The following is a 20662-nucleotide window of genomic DNA, read 5'->3' as shown; positions in this document are numbered from 1 at the left end:
CCAAATGAAAGTATGTTGATGAGCCGCATTCAAACCAAGAATGGAACCCCTATCTCCCGCTTGGGATTTGGCACCATGCAATTTGGTCGCACGGCGGATGCCCGCAGCGCGCAAGAGATGTTCGAGGCCTGCGTCGCGGCGGGGATCAATCACTTCGATACAGCTTTTAGTTATAACGGTGGCTCGTCTGAGCATATGTTGGGGCAGATCTTAAGGGCGAGGGGCGATGATCTGATCATCGGGACCAAAGCACCGAATGACCGGCCCGCCACTGCGGACAACCTGCGCGCCGCCTTAAACGAAAGCCGCAAACGGTTGGGGATTGATGCAGTAGACATCTACTACTTGCACCGCTTCGACGCAGAGACGCCTTTTGAAGAGACATTTGGCACCCTGGCCGAGATGCAGTCGCAAGGAGCGATCCGCTACATCGGCGTGTCAAATTTTGCGTCTTGGCAGATCATGAAGGCGCAAGCGGTGTGTAAGGTCATCGACACCCAGATTGATGCCTGCCAGCCGATGTATAACCTTGTGAAGCGGCAGGTAGAGGTAGAGATTCTCCCGGCCTGTGAGGACCAAGATATTTCCGTCTGTCCTTTCTCGCCCTTGGGGGGCGGCTTACTTACAGGCAAATACGCCAGCGGCGCCGAGGGTCGTTTGCAGGAGGACAAGGTCTATGCCACCCGCTATGGGCAGCCATGGATGCATGAGACCGCCCGTGATTTGGCAGCGCTTTCGCAGCGTATGGAGATTGCGCCAACAACGCTCGCCGTTGCTTGGGTGGCCCGGAATTCGGCTGTAACCTCAACACTCATTTCAGGCCGGAATGTGGGACAGCTGCAGCCGTCGCTGGATGCGTTGACTTTCGACCTGTCAGTAGGGATTTACGAGGAGATTTCGCAGATGAGTCCCAAACCAACGCCCGCGACAGACCGTTCCGAGGAAACCTAAGCGTGATCGGTCGGTAAAACTGAAGCGCCTTCACCGCGCGAGTAAAGTATTGAAAAACCTCGCGGTTAACAGTTGTTTGAAGCGTTATTTCGTTCGGGAATTCTACAGCCAGCTCTTAGCGCCGAAAACGGCTTAAATCGCCACTTGACGAATTTAGGAGCATCAATGCTGATGTCGAGACGCTCTTCAAAACCATCAAGGCCGAACTGATCTGGCGACGGTTATGGGAAACAGGACGGCAGGTTGAGGTAGCGATCTTTGAATACATCAATTGGTTCTATAATCCGCGGCGCCGCCACTCTGCATTGGGCTGCAAAAAGCCCCGTCGCATTCGAAGGGAAGGTGGCTTAGACGAACACATGGAGCGGCACAACAGCGTGACAGGTCTAGTTCAAAATCTCGGATCCGAGGGGCTACCGTACTCTCGAGCGCAATGGCCTCATTCGGCTGCCCAGAGGCACGCAAATGCGTAAGCTACACACCAAGCACTATCGGTAGCAGGTGACCGGACATCATAACCAAATGGACGTTAAGTTTCTGACCTCGAAGAAAAAAAGCGGCGACAACTTGCGCCTATGTCAATTCACTGCCATCGATGACGCAACCCGAGTTCGTGCTCTCAAGATTTATGAGAAACACACGCAGGCAAGCGCGGTCGACTTCATTGTTTACATTATCGAAAAGTTCTCGTCTCGCATCCGTTAAATTTGGAAAAATAGCGGCCGCGAGTTCCAAGTTAAATTAAATTGACATGTCGGAAACCTCGGCATCAGACACGCCTACATCAAACGCGGCACTCCTTAGCTCAACGGCAAAGTGGAGCCCACACATCAATCCGATAAGCATGAATTTTACCAATTTCTCATCTACAAAGGTGACGTTGATCTCAAGCTCAAACTCGACGCTTGGAAAGGGTTTTTAAGACTCCGCCAGTCCGCACGGTACCCACAATGGGCAAACCCCTTACGAAGCTCTCAGAGACAAGCTACAGCAACCCTTAAACGGTCCCGCAGGTCCTTCCAGGTTGCACCAGACGAGTTGCAGATACCCTTAATATCTTCCGGCCGGTGTTGGTAAAGGGCAACACTTCCGCCTACTGAGTTAGTGAAACCAATATCCAACTAAATTTTTTTGGATAGTTAGTCTATCTCAATTGGTAAACAGGTGAATGTCACCTGTTGCCGAATGGCAAAAGGGGTTCTATGCAGTTTCGAAGACTTCTGGCTTTTTGCGCTCTTTTTGTAGGCTTAATCACAATTTTCCCGCATCAGGGGCACACGACACAATTCACGCGCTCAGTTCCAGCCACCAACCTGACACTGCCGAGCGATTATCCTGAAGCGGGTGGCGTAGCCACAGTGCTCATCGGTGTGAACGGCAATGTCTACTACCAGTTCTCTAACCCGCAGGGTGCCTTTCGCGGATTTCAGAATAGCGGCGACCCCGCGCGGTTTCGGGGCAACCCGTTTATAATTAACGATCCGATTTCGCTGAACTGCGGGTTTTCCGACTGTTCAGTCTATTTCGGTGGAGCGATCCAGACCGCCTATATCCGCTTTACCGCCTACGACGGGGATACGCAGGTCGGCGGTTTCGATCAGAACGATATTTCCCTTAGGCTCAATGGTTTCGACGTAGGCAATTGGAGCGCCATCACCACGGAGATTACCGACGAATCCGGGCTAAACGGTTTCGGGCAAGTGCAAGGTTTCGGGAACCAGACACTTAACACCGGCTGGTTTACATCGACGAACCCCGCGTTGCTAGCCAATATCCTGTCGACGGGGCAGACAACCACGCAGGTTTTTGACCGAGATCCCAACGATAACTACTGGGATTTCCGGATTGGTAACAACCTGAGTAACCAAGATATCGTAACGGTAGCGCCCGGCTACACCATTGAGAAAAGCGCGGACCGACCAGCTTTCGCTGCGGTAGGGGAGACCGTCACCTATTCTTATATAGTGACTAACATCGGCTCGGTACCGATCCGTCAGCTATCGGTCGGGGATGACAAGATCGGTAGTGTGAGCTGCGACAAATCCGTAATCCTAGACACCGATCCGGGCGGCACCGCCGATTTTGCCACTTGCCAGGCGCCCTACCTGATCACTCAAGAGGATATTGATGCGGGCGAGGTGACAAACGTCGCTAACGCGATCGGGGTGCCGGACTATGGCACCCTTGGTGAACTGACAGACACGCTATCCTTGAGGGGGCCAGATGCCTCGCCCGAGCTCTTTATTGAAAAAACCAGCACGCTGAGCAATTTTGGCAACGCAGGAACGAGCGTTCCCTACAGCTTCCTCATTCGCAACGACGGTAATGTTACGCTGAGCAATTTCACAGTCAGCGACAGTCTGATCCCGACCCTGGTCTGCAATGTACCCGATCTGGCACCTGGTGATGATTTCCAGTGTTCGGGCAGCTACACGGTGCTTCAATCGGATGTGGATGACTACATTGATGACAACGCCGACCAGTTGAGCAACACCGTTGTTGTGAGTGCTGACACGCCTCGCGACGGACGGATCAGCGAGACCGATACGCTCGATTTGCCTGGCCCCGCGCCGGTGGTGGACCTGGAGCTGACGAAAACTGCGATCGAGACAAGCTATGCCGCCGAAGGTGATACGCTGAACTACCAGATCACGTTGCGCAACGCGGGCAATGTCACCTTCCCGGCCCCGCCGACAGTGACCGACCCTGAAGCGGGCACGGTCAGCTGCCCGGCGGGGGCCATCCGGCCTGGCAATTCCACAACTTGTACCGCCAGTTACAGCGTTACGCAGAACGATATCGACAATGGCAGTTTTACCAATACCGCAAGTGGTACTATCACTGTGGCGGGGCAGACCGACACGGAAAATGACAGCGCAACGGTGACGGCCACCCGGACGCCGGGGCTGAGTCTCGACAAGTCACTGGATCCCGCATCACCTAGCCAATTTGACGCTGCGGGCATTGGCCTTGAGTACGACTACCTGCTGACCAATACCGGCAACGTCACGCTAGAGAACATCTCGGTCATCGATAACCGCGTGGCAGTCAACTGCCCGGTGTCGACGCTGGCACCCGGTAACACCACTACCTGCTCTTCAGCGATCTATTCCACGAGGCAGGGAAACGTGAACAACGGCGGCATCACAAACACGGCCACCGCCAACGCTACCGAGGCCGTGACCGGATCACCTGTTGTCTCCAATTCCGACAGTGTGACCGTTCCGGCACTTCAGCGTCCCGAAATTGAACTAAACAAGACTGCGCCGAACGTTCCTGCGGAGGATTATACCGCGGGCCGGGTCGTTAGCTACACCTTTGAGGTGCGCAATATCGGCAATGTTCGGATCGGCGCCAATATCGGTGTCGCAGAGATCATCATCGACGATGACAAGATTGGTCAGTTCACCTGCTTCACCGGCGACCTGACGCGCGGCCAGACCCGCAGCTGTAACCGCGATTACACGCTGACGGCGGATGATGTCACGGCCGGGGTGGTGGTGAACACCGCGACGGCAGAAGGCACCGGCACGTCCGATATTGGCACCTTCACATCTGAGCAGGTGTCCGCGATCATCGCGCCGACCTTTGACCCGAGCATTTCCTTAACCAAGACAGCGACGACCGCGTCGATCTCTTCAATCAACGACCCTATTTCCTACAGCTTCGAAGTCCGGAACACGGGCAACACCAACATCTTCTCTCCGATCACGATCGATGACCCGCTGCTGAGCGCGCCTGCGGTTTGTAATCAACCATCCCCGGTTGCCCCCAATCAAACCTTCACCTGTACGGGGTCGCGCAATGGGGTGACGCAGACTGAATTCGACAGCGGCAGCATCGACAACGAGGCAACAGCGCGGTTTGACTTCCTCAACGGTGGTGTGACCACGCGGGTGACATCCAATGCATCAACGGCTAGCGTGCCCGTTGTGGGCAACCCCGCCGTCACGCTGACCAAGGTGGGGCCATCGAGCTACGCCCCCGGCGAAACTCTAGCCTATACTTTCCGTGTGACCAACACCGGCAACGTGACGTTGCGCAGCGCGACGGTAAGGGATCCGCTGATCCCGGCGCTGAACTGTACGTTGTCGGACATCGCACCGGGTGCCTTCCAAGAGTGCACTGGCCAATATACAGTCACTCAGCAAAACGTCGATGACGAAGCTTTTACCAACACGGCCCAAGTCAATGCCCAACCTGCTTTGGGGGCACAGCAAAGCGATACTGGGCAGTCGTCAGCAACGCTGGCATCGGGCACGGGGACTAAGATCGCCAGCCTCGACAAGACTGCGGATCGCGCCGCGTTCTCGATTGTAGGTGAAGAGATAACATTCACGCTCGCAGTAGAGAATGCTGGTACGCAGACCCTTACCAACCTTGCTGTGAGCGATACGCTCGACTCATCGTTCAACTGCACAATTCCGCGCCTTGCGCCGGGTGTGATCGACAGAAGCTGCACCTTCCAAGTAAGGGTGACTCAGGAAGATATAGACCGGGGCTCGATCTCTAACAGCGCCACTGTTGATAGCTCAGAGATTACCGCGCAGACCGACAGCGAAACTGTGAACGGTCCGGCACGAAACGCAGCGTTCATTTTTGAAAAATCAGCGCCGGCCGCATTCGCGGCGGCGGGGCAGGACGTGACGTTTGATTTTCTTGTACGCAATACCGGCAATGTGACTTTGAGCAATGTGGTCATCACCGATACGTTCTTTGATCCGACCTTCACCTGCACGATTGCCACGCTCGCTCCTAGTGCCGCTGATCGCAGTTGCAGCGCGACCTACCGAACGGATCAGGCCGATGTGGATCGCGGCGGGATCATCAATAGCGCCTCGGCTGACGTGGGCGCGCCTGAGGGGGTCACACCGCCTGCGACCCAGACCGCCTCGGTAACGGTGGATGGCCCGGATGCCGCGCCCGCCGTCACGATCACCAAAGACAGTACAGACGGGGCCTTTACCTCGGTCGACGACAGTGAGGTGTATAGTTTTATCGTGCGCAATACCGGTAATGTCTCGCTGACCAACCTGACGGTGACAGACACGGACCTGGGGTTCACCTGCACTCTGTCAGATCTCGCGCCCGGCGCGCAGACGACGCAATGTGACGACGGCTCTGCCCTGTCCGCGACCAGGGTATTTGACCAGGGGGATGTGGATCGCGGTGGTTATACCAACGTTGCAACTGTGTCCGGTGAAAGCCTTGTAGGCGGCACTCCGGTTAGCAACAGTGACAGCGCGACCGTGAACGGCCCGACGCAGACCGTTGCGCTACAGATTGACAAGACCTCGAACTTTGGCGGTTTGATTTCGGCGGTCGGAGAAAGCGTTTCCTACGGTTATCGGGTCTTCAACCGGGCCAACATTACGCTGACCAACCCGATTACTGTCAACGATAACCGGATCCAGAACGTGTTCTGCCCGACCATTCCGACGGCAGGTATTGCGCCCGGTGGATTCATCGATTGTACTGCCTCGACCATGGTGACACAGCAGAATCTAGACGACGGGTTTGTTGAGAATACTGCAACAGCGTCGGTCACGCAGTCGGTGATCCCACAGACGGTAGGCGGGCCGACTTCGATCACTGCGACGTCACCCGCGGATACGTTGCGCATTGACGCGGACCAAGAACCGGAGCTGTCGATCCTGAAACGGATCAAGACCGGCTCGGCGACCAGCATCGCGGCGGTCGATGATTTGGTGACCTTCGAATACGTCGTCACGAATACTGGCAATGTGACAACGACGGCGCCGATCACCGTTAGCGACGATAAGATCCCAGGTATTCTGACCTGCACCGCCGCGCCGCTAGTTCCTGGGGGTAGCGTCACCTGCGAACAGGACTATGAGGCCGATCAGATTGCGCTGAACAATGGCGAAGTGACCAATATTGCCACCGCGTCGACTGTCTTTGATGGTTCCGAGGAAACGTCGGATCCCGACAGCGTTACGATCAACGCGGTGCAAAACCCGAAGCTGATGATCGAGAAGACATTTACCGGCACCTCACGGCCCGGTTTTTTCGACGTCGGCGATGTGCTATCGTATTCCTATGTCGTAACGAACCCCGGTAATGTGTCGATCGACGGGCCGATCAGTCTTGACGATACGTTGATCAGTTTCCCGAGCGCGTTCACCTGCGATACGCTGGCGGGCGGTGTGCTAGACCCAGGTGGCAGCTATACCTGTATAGCCAGCTACACGGTCACGCAGAATGATCTCGACCTCGGGGCTGCGACGAATGTTGTAACCGCGCGCGGCAGCTTTGGCGGGCAACCGGTGGTGTCGCCTGCGGATGATGCGATATATCCGGTAGATGCGCTGCCTGCGATCACATTGACAAAGGAAGCGCTGAGCGATCCAGCCATGCTGTCGGAGGTGAACGATGTGATCACCTACCGCTTTACCGTGACCAATACCGGCAATGTGGGCCTAGTCGATCCAATTACGATCGAGGATGACCGCATGGGTACGCTGGCATGCAAACCTGCTGCCGGCGCAGGCGTGCCGCCGCTGAGCACCTCTGTCCCCAACAACGTCTTTGTTTGCGAATTCCCCTACGAGATCACGCAGGCTGATTTGGACCGTGGCTTTGTCACCAATAACGCCACCGCGCGCACGACCTACGCCAGCGGTGGCTCCATGCCGACCACTGTGTCGTCGCGAAATGCCGATGCCACTGTGTCGCTGGACGAAGTCCCTGCGCTCAACGTGCTGAAGGAACTGACCACCGCAGTGCCCAGCGGTGCTGTCGCGGGTCAGACACTGGACTACCGTATCACCGCTAGCAATGACGGAAACCAGACGTTGCGCGGCGTGGGCATTGCCGATCCGCTGATTCCCGATCTGAGCTGTACCGTGACCCCCGGCGGGGCCGCGGCACCGGCGAACGTGACACTGGCTCCGGGTGCCGCGTTAATGTGTACCGGCAGCTACGAGGTTACGCAGGCCGATTTCGACAGTCAGACGCTGACCAACACGGCCACTGCGACTGGGACCGATCCGCAGGGGGACACGCTACGCGGCACGGATGATGTTGCCGCACCATTGGCGACGCCCGCGCCGGCCATGACCGTGGCCAAACGTGTCCTGCGTGAGGTCGGCCCTACCGACGATTTTGTCGTGGCGGGACAAGAGATTATTTTTGCCGTTTCGATCGAGAACACCGGCAACATTACCCTTGCCGAAGCAAAGATCACCGATGCGCGCGACGTGCGCCCGGCAACTTGTACCGTTGGCCCGATCGCACCGGGCGCGACCGATGACAGCTGCCGCTTTACCTATGTCACCACGCAGGCCGATGTAGATACGGTCAACATTGTAGGCAGCGATACTTTTGGCGGTTTCACCAATGTCGCGACCGCCATTGCGACGCCAGCGAACCCGGATGTGGGCACGATCACCGAAAGCGGCGATGTCTTCGTGCGCGGTCCGCTGCGCGAACCTGACTTCCTGCTGTCGAAATCTGCCGACTCAAGCCAGATCAGTATCGACGGGCAGACCATAACCTACAGCTTCCGGATCGTGAATGCTGGCAACGTGAGCCTGACCGAAGCACCGCAGATCGATGACGACCGGATCGGCATTTTCAGCTGCGGGCCGTTGCCGGCGGGCGGGCTGGCCCCGCAAGCCAGCTTTACCTGCCGCGCGACTGATACGGTCACGCAAGCCGACATCGATTCCGGTGGTGTGACCAATGTCGCGACTGCCACCAGCTCCGAAGTGCCACCCAAACCCGCACATACAGCAACTTTGACCATTCCTTCGGGCGGCGACCCTGCGCTGAGTCTTGTCAAGACGCCCTCGGCCACCAGCGGATTGGCTGCCGGGCAGGACGTGACTTATACCTATGTCGTCCGCAACATCGGCAATTTCACTCTAACGGACGTCACTTTAGTGGACCGGCACCAGTCAGCTTCGGGATTGATAAATCTTCCCATTGATGACGACACGCTTACCGATGATGTCAACACTGCGGGCGATTCCACCGATACCGCCGGACCGGGCGTCTGGAGCACATTGGCACCGGGCGACCAAATCACCTTTACAGCGACGTATACCGTCAATGCCGACGATATCGACCAGCAGGTCACGTTGAGCAACCTCGCAACCGTGACGGCCACCCCGCCTGCGGGGCAAACAGCCCCCGTTGCCCAAGACAATGCCGCCGTAGCCGTAGCGAAGAAGATGCCGGGTCTCGCGGTGACAAAGACCGCTGATACCAGTGCCATCACCGCGCCAGCGGTGATCGGGCAAGGGGTGTCGTTCACCATTGTTGTCACGAACACCGGTAATCAGTCGTTGAGTGCGCCTAGCATTGACGACAGCTTTACCGACGCGGAGGGCGCGACGCTGACCTTGCTGGCGGGGCCTGATCTGGACAGCGGGGATGCCAATAGCAATAGTCGCATCGACGTGGGCGAAGTCTGGACCTATGTCGCCAGCTACGATTTGACTCAGCAGGCGATCGATGCGGGCGGTTTCAATAATAGTGTCACTGTCGAAGCCTTCGATCCGCAGGGGCAGACCCTAACGGACAGTGATGTCATTGCGCCGGTTACTATCGACAACACGCCAACCATTGCGGTCGTCAAGACCGCAGTGACCGATGACGGTGGCGACGGCACCCTCGATGCGGGAGATACGATCGGCTACACTTACACCGTGTCGAACACCGGCAACGTGACGGTGTGGGATGTAACGCTTTCCGAAACTGCCTTTGGCGGGAGCGGGTCGACCCCCGTGCCTACCCTGACCGGTGGTGGTGTGGAGATCGGCGGTGCGTCGAGCCTTCCCGATCTGCCAGTTGGGGCAGGGGCGTTGATCTATTCAGCGACCTATACACTGACCCAGGCCGATATTGACGCCGGCGCGATCAGCAATCAGGCGACAGCAACCGGGGCCAGCCCAGCCGGCATCTCCGCTGAGGATGTGTCGGACGATGAAAGCATCGCACCAGGGGCCGACGATCCGACGGTGACTCCACTGGGTGCCGCACCGGGGTTGGTGGTAGAAAAGCGGGCTGATGTTTCGGGTCTCTCGGCGTTGCCGCAGGTGGGCGAGACCATCGCCTACACCATCACGGTCGCCAATACCGGAAATGTGACGCTCTCTGCGCCCGTGATAACCGACACGTTGCTGGACGGCGATGGGGCAGCGCTAGTCCTTTCCTCCGGCCCAAGCTTTTCGGGCGGGGACGCAAATGGCGATGGCGCGCTTGATGTGGGCGAGGCCTTCACCTACTTAGCGCAGTTCACGCTAGATCAACAGGCGATCGACAGCGAGGCGGTGTCGAACTCTGTTCTGGCGCAAACGACAACGCCCGACAACACGCCGCTGAGCGATACCTCGGACGACGATGCGGGCGGCAGCGATGGCAATGCGGATGGAGACCTGGCGAACGACCCGACGGTTGTGCCGCTCGCGGTCAATCCGGGAGTTGCAATTCTCAAGTCCGTGACGCTAGACGACGGGGGCGATGGAAGGGCCGACGCCGGAGATACGCTGACCTATGTCTTCACCGTTTCGAATACCGGATCGCAGACCCTCTATGACGTGACGCTGGCCGAGACAAGCTTTACCGGTACGGGATCCGCGCCGGTGCCCGCATACCAGGGCGGTGGCGCTTTCTTGGGGGGCGATGCGGGGACAATCGATCTGCCTGCGGGCAGCGGGACCGTGGTCTTCACCGCAACCTACCAACTGACGCAGGCGGATATCGACTCGGGAGGCGTCAGCAATCAGGCGCAGGCAAGTGTGACCGACCCTGACGTTGCAACGTTGAGTGATCTGTCAGATCCGGTAAACACGGGTGCCGACAACCCGACGCCGATTTTGCTGAACCGCACACCTGTTTTGCAAACCGTGAAACGGGCTACTCCATCGCTGTCAAGCCCGGTCGCCGTGGGCGACCGCATCAATTACACCATTGAACTGCGCAATATCGGCAACGTCACGATGCGCAATCCAAGGGTTGCGGACACACTGACCGATGCAGACGGTGGGGCACTGACTCTGACCGACGCGCCGGTCTTTAGCGGTGGCGATTTGAACGGTGATAGCCAGCTAGATATAGGCGAGGTCTGGACCTATGCGGCCGGGTTCAATTTGACCCAGCAGGCAATCGACGCGGGGGGGGTGTCCAACACCGCGACGGGCACGGCGAATGATCCACTGGGCACGCCTATCAGCGATGTGTCCGACGATAGCGCTGATGCGGCTGGTGACAGTGATCCCTCTACCACCACACTGCCGCGTGCGCCTGCGATCGGCCTCGTCAAGACAGCGGCGCTCGATGCTGGCGTGGATGGAATAGCCAGCGTCGGTGATACGGTGCGCTACACTTATATCGTCACTAACCTTGGCAATGTGAGCCTATACGACATCGCAATCGTAGAGACGGATTTCACCGGGAACGGCCCTGCGCCAACCCCCGCCTTGCAAAGTGGTGGCGCGGATCTGGGCGGTGGGCCCACCGCCGATCTGCCTGTCGGATCGGTGCCGATGATCTTTGCCGCCGATTACACGTTGACTCAGGCCGATGTAGATGCCGGAACGCTCGACAATGCCGCTCGTGTCGATTCCGTAGCACCGGATGGCGCGTCGGTGAGCGACCTGTCGGATGAGGCCACGGCCGGTGACGAGGCGGACGATCCCACGACGCTTCGCCTTCCAGAGTCGCCCGGTCTGGATGTAACTAAGACAGCCGACACCAGCGGGCTGAGCACGCCCGCGCGGGCGGGAGATACCATCAACTTCACAATCGCAGCCAGAAACACCGGCAACGTCTCTCTCGCGTCGGTCTTACCGGAGGATGAGTTTACGCGTCGCGACGGTACGCCGCTCGTCCTTGCGCCGACACTAGCCAGTGGGGACGGTGGTGTCGCCGGAACGCTAGACGTCGGCGAAACCTGGACCTACACGGCAAGCTATACGCTGGTTCAGGCTGATGTCGACGCAGGCGGAGTCCGCAACCAGGCAACGGTGCGCGCGCAAACCCCAGCTGGCACGCCGGTCGAGGATGCCTCTGACAATGGCGACGATACCGATGGCAATGACCGCGACGATCCGACCGCTGTGAATGTGGCGGGGGCTCCTGCTTTCACCCTCGCCAAGCAGTTGAGCGCAGACGCTCCGATGGTGATCGACACGCCAGACCAGCTGGTGCCGTTCGACTTTGTCGTGACCAATACAGGGAACCTGACGCTGACCGAAACGATCAGCGTCAGGGATCCGATAATTGATGCGCAGGGCCGTGGCAGCGTGAGCTGCCCCGCGCCGCCGCTGGCACCGGGCGCGCAGATTGTCTGTACCGGCAGCTATGCCGTTACCCAAGACGATATTGACAATGGCAGCTTCGACAATATCGCGACCGCGCAGATCGTACAACCGGTCGCGCCATTGAACCCGGGCGACCCTGAGAGCGTAACACTCGTCTCCGACCCCAGCGTTGTTAGCGTTCCGGTCACGCGTGCCCCCGCTGTGCAAGTCACGAAAGATTTTGCGCCTGGATCGAAGGAAAACTTCAATGCGGCGGGCGATACCATCTCCTACCGCTTTGCCGTGACGAACATCGGCAATGTGACCTTGCCGGGTCCGATAACCATTGACGATGACCGGATCGGTACGGGCCTTGCCTGCGTGACAGGGCCGCTTAGCGTGGGCGCGGAAGCGACCTGTGATTACCCATGGGTGGCCGAACAGGCAGATATTGATGCAGGCGGCGTGACCAACACCGCCACGGCCGTGACCGGTTTTGACGGTAACGAGGTCCGCTCAGACCCGGCGAGCCTGACGGCCCCGGCGCTACAGACCGTCTCGCTTGGCTTCACCAAGGAGCTGGTCAGCGCAACGCCGGACGCCTTCGACGTGGGCTCGGTGCTAGAATACCGGTTTACCGTGAGGAACACTGGGAATGTGACCGTGGACGGGCCGCTTCTGATCGATGATACGCTCGCCACGAACGCCAGCTGCTCCGGACTGTCCGATGGGGTTTTGCTCCCCGGGTCAGAACACGTGTGTAGCGGAAGCTACACTTTGCGCGCGGGCGATATCGCCCTGGGGTCCACGACCAATGTGGCCAGTGCAAGCGGCACCTTCGACGACGCTGCCGTCATCTCGGGAAGTGACGAAGCCGTCTATCCGGTCGGAGCAACCCCTGCTCTGTCTCTGACAAAAGTGGCCACGCCGGACGATGTCACATTTGCGCAGGTAGACGACGTCATCACGTATCGGTTTACGGTAGAAAATGCCGCGAACGTCGGTCTAACCGAGGATATCGTCGTAAACGACAACCGCATCGGTGCGCCGATCATTTGTTTTGATGCGTCCGAGGAAGGGGTGTTCGGAACCGGACAAACTGCGATTTGCGAGGCGACGTATAAGGTAACGCAGAACGATCTCGATGCCGGTTCCGTCACCAATGAGGCGGTTGCAAGCACGACATTCGCGCCGGGCACCCTAAATGAGGTCGCGGTTCTGTCGCCGCCTGTCACCGAAACCGTTGATGCCACGTTGACCCCGGCTGTCTCGCTTAGCAAAGAGCTCGTCGATGCCCCGGCGACCGTTGGCTTGGACGATGTGCTAACCTACCGCATCACGGCCAGAAATGACGGCAACCAGACCCTGTCCGCGGTGGCGGTTCGCGATCCACTGATTGCTGGACTGAGCTGTTTCGACGACGGGACCGCTGTCGTCGGAAGTGTAGTTCTGGACCCCGGTGCCGCCCTAGTTTGCGAAGGCTCCTACAAGGTGCAGCAGTCGGATGTTGACGCGGGTGTGTTTTTCAATACCGCAGAAGTAGCTGCCCAAACGCCACAAGGTGACGCGGTCGAGGCAACCGCGCAGGTCGCGGCGCCGATCGAGCAAGCAGCCCCGGCGCTTGAGATCGTCAAGACGCTGGAGCCGGTGCCCGCCGATGGCACTGCGGCCTATACACAGCCCGGCGAAGTCCTAAAGTTCCGGCTGACCGCGCGCAATGCCGGCAATGTGACGTTGCGCGATATCGCATTATCGGACACGCTTGCCACGGTGCCTGCGACCTGTGCGGTCGAAACACTAAAACCGGGGCAGGTGGACGGAAGCTGTCTTGTCGCCTACACCGTGACGCAGGCTGATGTGGATGCGGTAGCTGCAGGCGATGCTTTTGCCGGTTTCGTGAACGTTGCAACGGGTACCGCCACGGCAGCGACCCCGGGTGCCGAGCCTGTTGACGGCCGTGGCGATCTGTTCGTGCGTGGGCCCGCCCCGGCACCTGCCTTCAGCCTGGTGAAATCTGCAGATGTGCCAGAGATCACGGCTGCGGGCGACGAGGTGATCTATACCTATCTTGTGACCAATACGGGCAACATCACGCTGACCTCTCAGCCGATTGTAACCGATGACCGGATTGCAAACGTCAACTGCGCGCCCATCCCCGGCACGGGGCTCGCTCCTGGCGATGAATTGAGCTGTTCTGCGCCATATGTGGTCACGCAGGCAGATATCGATGGTGGTGGCGTCACCAATATCGCCTCGGTTGCTTCTGAAGAGGTGCCGCTGCCGGCAATGCCGGGTGCCGAAACCGCGCAATTGACAATTCCTTCAAATGCCGCGCCGGCGCTGGTTGTAGAAAAAACCGCTGATGCGGTGCAGGATGTCGTCGCTGGACAGATTGTAACCTACAGATACCGGGTCACCAACGCGGGCAATGTCACGCTTTCGAATGTGGCTGTCAGCGACCAACACAGTTCCTCAAGTGGCACCGTCGCGCTGGATGTTGCGGGCGACACGCTTGCCACCGATGCGGCCCCGGTCGGGGACAGCATTGATACCACGCAGAATGATGCAGTGTGGAGCCGTCTGGCACCGGACGACAGCGCCGGCTTTACCGCGACCTACGAGATCACCCAGGCCGATGTAGATGCGCAGGGCGCGATCACGAACCGCGCAACCGCGAACGCTCAGCTGCCCGACGGAACCAGCCTGAGCGGGGAAGATACGCTTGAGGTCACGCCCGCCTCTCCTACTGCGGAACTGACCGTGATTAAGACGGTTGATCTCGCTGATGTTTCCGATCCGCCGGTCGTGGGCGAAACGCTTCCTTACACCATCGTCGTGGCCAACACTGGCAATCAGAGCCTGCGCGATGTGGCGTTGACAGACAGCCTGCGCCGGCTCGACAACACGCCCGTCGCCTTGACCCAACGCCCCCGGCGCACGGGTGGTGACGGTGGCCAGCCGGATGTTCTGGAGGTGGGTGAAACTTGGACCTACCGGCTTGATGTCGTGATCACGCAGGCGGATGTGGATGCCGGCGGGCTGGCTAATACCGCGCAGGCCCGAGCAACTACGCCTCAATCCGCGTTGGTCATCGATCAATCGGACGACGGCGTTGCAAGCAACGGCGAGGACAACCCGACTGTGACACCCATCGCGCAAACCTTCGCGCTCGACGTGATGAAGACCGTAGTGGAGCCCGCTGCCCTGCCGGGTGAAACAGCGATCTTTGAAATCACTGTCGAGAACGCCGGAAACGTGACGCTGTCGGATGTCTCGATCCTGGAAGAGAACCTCGAACGCGCTGATGGGACGACGCTAGGGCTGGATGCAGCGCCAATCTTCCAAGGCAGCTCGCTTCGCTCTTCCGAAGGAACGTTGCTGCCCGGTGAAATTTCGCGCTACCGTGTCGCCTATACGCTGACGCAAGATGATCTGGATGCCGGTGGGATCCGCAACAGCGTCCGCGTGAGCGGCGGACCGCCGCAAGGCGCACCGTTCACGGATGTATCTGATGACGGCGACGATGGCGATGGCAATGTCCTGAATGATCCGACCGAGCTGATCATCGAGGCGGCACCTGCGCTCGCGCTAGTCAAATCTCTAGCCAAAGGCACCGTCGATACCTTCGACGCAGTCGGGCAGACCATTGGCTATACGTTCGAGGTTACGAACACCGGGAACGTGAGCATCACTGAGCCAATCGAGATCGTGGACGCGCGCCTGACGGATGCCGGCGGAACGCTGACCTGTCCGCCGCTGCCAGAAGGCGGGCTTTCCCCCGGTGCGGCGTTGCTTTGCTCCGGTACGCTTTCGACCTCACAGGCAGATGTCGACGCGGGCCGTATCGAGAACATCGCAACTGCTACCTCACAGGGCGTGACCTCCGCACCGTCGGCTATCACGATCCTAGCACAGCAGGAACCGTCGCTGTCGCTAGTTAAGACAGCAGACACAGTCGCGCCGGAGGATTTCGTGACGGGGCTGATTGTACAGTACAGCTATGTGACGACAAACACAGGCAATACAACGATCTCCGCTCCGATCACGGTAAGCGACAGCCTTATCGCGCCAGAAGCGATCAGTTGCGATGTTTTTCCCGATGAAGGGTTGCTGCCGGGCGAAAGCACTACCTGCCGCGCACCCTATACGGTTACGGCGACAGATGTCGATCTGGGCAGCGTAGTGAACCTTGCCAGCGCGACTGACGGAGAGACGACCTCGGCCCTCACGTCCGCCACGGTGCCGCAAACCGGCGTGCCCGCCCTATCACTGGTTAAAGGAGTCCAGGACGGGGCGACATTTGCCGCTGCGGGTGACATTGTGCCTTTCTTCTTCACCGTTACAAACACTGGAACTCGCGCCTTCGCCGCCCCGGTCACGGTAAGCGACGCGCTGATCGGAGAGGTTACCTGCTTCACGCCGACCGCAACTGACCCCGATCTGCGCGCCGGTGAAACAGTGTCCTGCCAAGGGGACTATACGGTGACGCAGGCGGATGTGGACCGGGGTCGCGTGGTCAATGAAGCTTTTGCGCAAACCATTTTCGGGCGTGACCGGGCACAGATCACTTCGGAGCCGAGCGTTGCAACGGTGGCGGCCGACACGTCGCCAGCGCTGACGTTGGAGAAAACGGCCGCGACTTTGCCCGTGCGCGAGGTAGGGCAAGTGCTGACCTATACACTCACGGCGACCAACGTCGGCAATCAGACGCTGCGAGGCATTCGTGTCAGCGATCCGATGCTGAACGGGTTCGACTGCACACAGGAAACGCTTCGCGTGGGGGCGGCGCTGACTTGCGAAGGCACCTATACGGTCACCCAGGAAGATTTCGATACGGGCGGGATCGACAACGCTGCCGATGTGGTGGGGATTAGCCCGCAGGGCGACGAAATCGTCGGTGCCGCCTCGTTGCGGGTCGCGACGCCCACAGCTGCGCCAGCGCTTGAGCTGGTCAAAGCGCCGACAGCCTCGCCTTTTGGGGCTGCGGGCAATACGCTGGGGTTCCTCTTCGAGGTGCGCAATACAGGCAACGTCACCCTGAGCGATCTGATGGTGACCGACGCGATGGTAGATGGGTTCACCTGCGAGATCGCCAGCTTAGCACCCGGCGACGCCGACCGCAGCTGCGCGCTGACGGTAGAGGTGAGGCAAGACGACGTGGACGCTGGCGAGATTGTTAATACCGCGCGTGTGGCCGGGAAGGGCCCTGACGGTACGCAAGCGGAGGCCTCTGGTTCCGTGACAGTGCCGGGCCCGGAGCGCCGCGGCGCAATAGCAGCGACAAAAACGGTCGGCGCGGCGCCGTCAATTGAGGGCGCGGCCGTGCCGTTCACCTTGCAGGTTGCGAACGTCGGCAACGTACGACTGACCGACGTGCGCGTGGCGGATGTGATGACCGACAACAACGGGGGGCCGATTGCACTTGATGCGCCGTTTGCCCTGCAATCGGGCAGCGATACCAACGCAGATGGCGTGCTCGACCTTGACGAGGTCTGGCTTTACACGGCGACACACACGCTGACGCAGACCGATCTGAATTCGGGCAGGGTGTTGAACCAAGTGACGGTCGCTGCACGAGATCCGCAGGATCGGCCCGTGACCGACCTGTCCGATAATGGCAACGACAGCGACGGCAATACCATCGATGACGTGACCGCCTTTGTGGTGGTCGCGGCACCGGCACTTGATGTGACGAAGGTGGTCAGCAGCGCCGCCTCTCGCGTGGGCGAGACAGTGTTGTTCGAAATCACGGCACTGAACATCGGTAATCAGGCTTTAAACGGTCTGGACGTGGTTGATCGTCTGACGAGGGCAGATGGAACGCAGCTGCCGGTCGAGCCACAGCCGGTATCAGTGCCAGAAACGCTACAGCCAGGGGAAAGCGCCGTCTGGCAGGTGCCCTATATGCTGCTGCAAGACGACATCGACGCAGGTGGACTGAGCAACACGGCTGCTGTGTCTGCGATATCGCTGGACGGTGCGCGTATTTCAGACGTTTCGGACAATAAGATCGACAATGATGGTAACGTGGAGGACGACCCGGCGGAAATTACGTTTGCGACCACACCGATGGTGGAGGTGATCAAGACGCTAGACGAAATCGGCAGCCTGCCCGGCGATGAAGCAGTGTTCACCATTACGGTCCGCAATACAGGCGATGTGACGGTGACGGATCTCGGCGTGACCGACAGCCTCACCGATCTTGACGAAGAAAACGCGAGGGAGTTGACGGTCAGCTTTGTCGGGTCCGATGGCGCGCCCGCGTCTCCGGTGGGAACGCTGGTGCCGGGTGAGGTCGCGACGTATACGGCGACAGCTACGCTGACACAGGCGGACATCGACAGCAGCGGACTCAGCAACGTGGCCGTGGCACGGGGTACCACAGCGCAGGGGTTTGACCTGACCGATATTTCCGACGACGACGGCGATGGGTTTGACGATCCGACCATCGCACCCATCGCCGCGCTGCCGAGTTTTGCGATCAGCAAGGTCGTCGGCGAGGCTGAGTTCGTCTTCCCCACAATAGAGCGGCGCGTATTCACCATCGAAGTAACCAACACAGGCAATATTACCCAGACCGGTATCAATCTCCGCGATGATCTGGCGGCGTTCCTGTCACCAGCGGTTTTGCTGGGCGAGGATTTCCCGGTAACGCTGTCTATTGAAGGTTTCGAGAATGGTGAGGCCAATCCCACCTACAACGGTTTGTCGGATACCGCACTTCTGGGCGGTGATCCGACATTGGCGCCGGGTGAAACGGGACGTATCGACGTGACCGTGACCTACGCAGGCCAGCCTGGGGCGCCGAACACGGCGACCGTCACATCAGGCGAGTTGGCGACACCGACAGAGGCACTGGTAACGGTGGCGACCGTCGATACCGATGGCGACGGCATCCCGGACCGACTGGAATCGCCAACTGCCGACCGCGACGGGGACGGCGTTCCGGATCGTTTCGACTATGACCCGACGGGCGTTTTCTACTGCGAAGATGACGGACGATTGCTGACTGGTGGTACTATCACCGTAAGCGGAAACGGTGCCACACAGACCGGAACTGGCACTACAGGCCCGATTACCGTTTTGCGTGATGGGCGGCTTGGAGACTACCAATTTTTCGTCACCCGTGCGGGCGACTATACATTAACGCTGACCTATCCCGACGGGACTGTCGCCTCAACCACACGGGTCACCCGCGGTAGTATCGACGTGACCGGGCTCTTGCCGGACAATCCCGGTGTCATCGGTGCGGGGCCTGCGGCCGATACTGGCGTGCTGACAGATTTCAGCGCAGCGGCTAATCCGTTCTACACTGGTTTCAACTTTGCGCCGGGCGATCCGGTCGTGATTAATAACAATATCCCGGTGACGCAATGCGCGGAGCTGCGCGACGTGGTAGCCACCAAGACCGCGGATCGGAAGACGGCCGTCTTTGGAGAGACGGTGAACTACACGCTGAGCTTTGCCAACCAGACCGATCTGCCCTATCCCGCCGCGCGGTTGGTCGACCGGCTTCCGGTCGGGATGATCTACACGCCCGGCTCGGCGCGTCTGGACGGCGTCGCGGTAGAGCCTGAGGTAAACGGCCGCCGTCTGGAATGGCGCGCCGATCTGGGCGAGAACGAAACCCGCGTGCTGAGCCTGTCGGTGCGGGTGGCGCGCACGGGCGCGTTCGGCGAGCGCACCAACCGAGCCCATGTGGAGGACCGATTTGGCCGAATCCTATCGAATATCGCGGAGGCATCGGTTCGGATTGATCCTGAGCATGTCTTTGACTGTTCGGACGTGATCGGGCGCGTCTTTGATGACCGCAACGGGAATGGCTATCAGGACGGGCCGGGCACGCTGCCAGCCCCGATCATCGAAGACAGCTACATCGGGGACGGTAAATTCGGCAAACTGGACAGCGCGCCCCGGCGAGAAGACCAGACAGAGCCGGGCCTGCCCGGTGTGCGTCTGGTGACGCCGGATGGCTTGCTGATCACGACGGACGAACACGGGCGGTATTCGGTGCCATGTGCGGCGCTCCCGCGCAATATCGGGTCGAACTTCATGCTGAAGCTCGAAACGCGCACGCTGCCCACGGGGTATCGTGTCACCACGGAGAACCCACGCGTCGTGCGCCTGACCGCCGGTAAATTCGCCAAGTTGAACTTTGGTGCGCGACTGGGGCGCGTGGTGGATGTGGACCTGACGGCGGCAGCCTTTGCTGCGGGTGAGGCCGAACCGAAGCCGGGTCTGTCCGGTGCCATCGAAGGGCTGATCACACAGATCGCGGACACGCCATCGGTGCTGAACCTGACGTATGTGCTGGAACCGGGCGAGCCGTCGGCACTGGCGCGGGAACGGCTGCGCGCCATGGAGCGGCTGATCCGCCAACGCTGGCGCGGTCGTGGAAGTTACAAGCTCGATATCGAGAAAACCGTGACAAGGACGCGGTAGGG

General features: G+C 59.5%; 2 protein-coding genes and 2 pseudogenes. All 4 read left to right on the top strand.

Annotated features, from left to right (window positions below; genetic code table 11):
- Positions 1-18: 18 nt before the first annotated feature.
- On the top strand, positions 19-951 hold the full coding sequence (locus tag ACNQ62_RS00975) for an aldo/keto reductase (protein ID WP_418093973.1): 933 nt from the start codon (positions 19-21) through the stop codon (positions 949-951).
- Positions 952-1115: 164 nt separating this feature from the next.
- Positions 1116-1302 (top strand): annotated as a pseudogene (locus ACNQ62_RS00970) (IS3 family transposase); the annotation flags it as partial.
- Between the two features lie 42 nt (positions 1303-1344).
- Positions 1345-1942: pseudogene (locus ACNQ62_RS00965) on the top strand (IS481 family transposase); the annotation flags it as partial.
- Between the two features lie 367 nt (positions 1943-2309).
- Positions 2310-20660: a hypothetical protein gene (locus ACNQ62_RS00960; protein WP_418093972.1), complete on the top strand. Its 18351-nt coding sequence runs from the start codon at positions 2310-2312 to the stop codon at positions 20658-20660.
- The last annotated feature ends 2 nt before the right edge of the window (positions 20661-20662 follow it).

This window comes from Sulfitobacter sp. SBS6, from assembly GCF_048285585.1.
GTDB lineage: Bacteria > Pseudomonadota > Alphaproteobacteria > Rhodobacterales > Rhodobacteraceae > Sulfitobacter > Sulfitobacter pontiacus.
The sequence above is the reverse complement of the archived record's forward strand: the minus strand, read 5'-3'. Positions and strand labels throughout refer to the sequence as shown.

What these genes read in the sequence shown, in the direction of transcription:
- ACNQ62_RS00975 (WP_418093973.1), top strand. Translation starts at nt 19, where the DNA reads ATGAGCCGCATTCAAACCAAGAATGGAACCCCTATCTCCCGCTTGGGA.